Genomic DNA, 2885 nt, shown 5'->3' with positions numbered 1-2885 from the left:
CAGGTCGTCGATGACCCCCCGCCGTGCCGCCTCCTCCTGACGCACCGCCAGCCGCTGCGCCCGCTCGTACCCCTCGGCGAACGCGTCCACGACCTGCTGCACGGCCGCGAGCGCGCCGTCGGCCGAGTCCGCCCCGCGCGGCCACGCGCCGCGGGCGCCGGACAGGTGCGCGCTGACGAGGGAACGCAGACCGAAACCCGCCTCCGCGGCCCGTTCCCCCAGGGCCCGCCGGGAGGCGATCTCGTCGCGGGTGAGGCGTCTGCCCGTGGCCGCGACCTCGGCCAGGATGCGGGCACAGCCTTCGAGATACTCCTCCGGGATCTCCCGTTCCGGCACGTGTTCCCCCCGACTCTTGACGCTTCCCTGACGCGCCGGCTGTGTCACACCGGCATCAAGACCCTAATGAACGTTGCCGGTTTCCGGCAATGCGCGAGCATGCCCCGGGCGGGCAGCATGGTCCGCGGGGAGCACCGCGGATGGTTCCGGTGCCGGGCACCGGCAGGTGTCCGCGCCGGAACCCGGAGGGGAGCGGTGCCACCCCCCCAAGAACGTGAACGGTGAGTGGTGAGCGGAGGGGCGCGCAGGATGCGGACGGCATCCGTCCGCGTCCGGCGCAGAACCGCGGCGCCGACTGAGCCGTCTCCTCCTCCACCGGACCTTCGTCCGCCTCGTCAACGAGGCACCGCTCGACCCACTTCCTAGCCCGGGAGGACGTGTCCCATGGATGCCGCCACCGTGGGCATCGCCGTACTCGTCGGCCTTGCCCTGCTGCTCATGCTCATCGGCCTGCTCGTCGTCTCCAAACTGTTCCGCAAGGTGGAGCAGGGCAAGGCGCTGATCGTCTCCAAGGTCCGCAAGGTCGACGTGACCTTCACCGGGTCGGTCGTGCTGCCGGTGCTGCACAAGGCCGAGGTGATGGACATCTCGGTGAAGACCATCGAGATCACCCGGGCCGGCAAGGAAGGCCTGATCTGCCGGGACAACATCCGCGCGGACATCCGCATCACCTTCTTCGTCAAGGTCAACAAGACCGTCGACGACGTCATCAAGGTCGCCCAGGCCGTCGGCACCGCGCGGGCCAGTGACCGCAACACGCTCCAGGAGCTGTTCCACGCCAAGTTCTCCGAGGCGTTGAAGACCGTCGGCAAGCAGATGGACTTCACCGACCTCTACACCAAGCGCGAGGAACTGCGGTACCGGATCATCGAGGTCATCGGCGTCGACCTCAGCGGCTACCACCTCGAGGACGCGGCGATCGACTACCTGGAGCAGACGCCGCTGACCCAGCTCGACCCGGGCAACGTCCTCGACGCGCAGGGCATCCGCAAGATCACCGAGCTGACGGCGGTGGAGCACGTCCGCACCAACGAGGCCCAGCGCAACGAGCAGAAGGAGATCACCCGGCAGGACGTCGACGCCCGCGAGGCGATCCTGGAGCTGGAGCGTCGGCAGGCGGACGCCGAGATCAAGCAGCGCCGGGAGATCGAGACCGTACGGGCCCGCGAGGAGGCCGAGACCGCGCGGGTGGTGGAGGAGGAGCGGCTGCGCGCGCAGAGCGCCTTCCTGCGCACCGAGGAGCAGCTCGGCGTGCAGCGCGAGAACCAGGCCCGTGAGGTCGCCGTCGCCGCCAAGAACCGCGAGCGGGTCATCGCCGTCGAGAGCGAGCGCATCGAGAAGGACCGCCTGCTGGAGGTCATCGCCCGCGAGCGGGAGACCCAGCTGACCCGGATCGCCGCCGACAAGGAGGTCGAGGCGGAGAAGCGGGAGATCGCCGAGGTCATCCGCGAGCGGGTCGCGGTGGACCGCACGGTCGCCGAGCAGGAGGAGTCGATCAAGAAGCTGCGGGCGGTCGAGGAGGCCGAGCGGCAGCGGCAGGCCGTGATCATCGCCGCGGAGGCCGAGGCGCAGGAGAAGCTGGTCAAGGACATCAAGGCCGCCGAGGCCGCCGAGCAGGCCGCCACGCACCGCGCCGCCGAGGAACTCACCCTCGCCGAGGCCCGGTTGAAGACCGCCGATCTCGACGCACGGGCCAAGCTGCGGCTGGCCGAGGGCGTCCAGGCGGAGTCCGCGGCCGAGGGGCTGGCCGTCGTCCAGGTCCGCGACAAGGAGGCCGACGTCATCGAGAAGGCGGGCCGCGCCGAGGCCGAGGCCACCCAGGCCCGGTTGCGCGCGGAGGCCGAGGGGGCGCGGGCCAAGGCCCTCGCCGACGCGGAGGCCATCAGCGGCAAACTCCGCGCGGAGGCGGCCGGCCTCACCGAGAAGGCGGCGGCGATGGCCGCCCTCGACGAGGCGTCCCGCGGTCACGAGGAGTACCGGCTGCGGCTGGAGGCCGAGAAGGACATCCGGCTGGCCGGACTGGACGTGCAGCGGCAGGTCGCCGAGGCGCAGGCCACGGTCCTCGCCACCGGACTGGAGAACGCGGACATCAACATCGTCGGCGGCGAGTCGGTGTTCTTCGACCGGCTGGTCTCCTCGATCGCGCTCGGCAAGAGCGTGGACGGCTTCGTCCGCAGCTCCGAGACGGCGCAGGCCCTCGCCGGGCCCTGGCTGGACGGCTCGGCGAGCTTCACCGACGACCTGAGCCGGATCCTGGGCTCCGTCTCCACCGCCGACGTGCAGAACCTCACGGTGTCCGCGCTGCTGATGCGACTGATGCAGCAGGGCGGTGAGAACACCGGCCGGTTCAAGGAACTGATCGAGAAAGCCGGTGAGCTGGGCCTCTCGGACACACCGCTGGCCGAGCTGAACGGCCACGCCAGGGCCTGACCACCCTCCGGTCGGGAGCCGCCGCACAGGGGACGGCGGCTCCCGGCCGCACCTTCCGAGAGGCAGCCAGTCATGACCACCGGCACCCACGAGCCCACGAACACGGCCCCGCGCGAGAC

At 71.0% G+C, this 2885-nt stretch carries 1 protein-coding gene and 1 pseudogene; one reads left to right on the top strand and one right to left on the bottom strand.

Annotation, left to right across the window (positions count from 1 at the left end; genetic code table 11):
* A pseudogene (locus B7767_RS14300) lies at positions 1–336 on the bottom strand (PucR family transcriptional regulator); the annotation flags it as partial.
* A gap of 384 nt (positions 337–720) precedes the next feature.
* Here B7767_RS14300 and B7767_RS14295 point away from each other — a divergent pair.
* Positions 721–2766, top strand: a complete 2046-nt coding sequence (locus B7767_RS14295; protein ID WP_085572521.1) for an SPFH domain-containing protein — start codon at positions 721–723, stop codon at positions 2764–2766.
* Positions 2767–2885: the final 119 nt, after the last annotated feature.

The sequence above is a fragment of the Streptomyces sp. 13-12-16 genome (assembly GCF_002114215.1).
Lineage (GTDB): Bacteria > Actinomycetota > Actinomycetes > Streptomycetales > Streptomycetaceae > Streptomyces.
The sequence above is the reverse complement of the archived record's forward strand: the minus strand, read 5'-3'. Positions and strand labels throughout refer to the sequence as shown.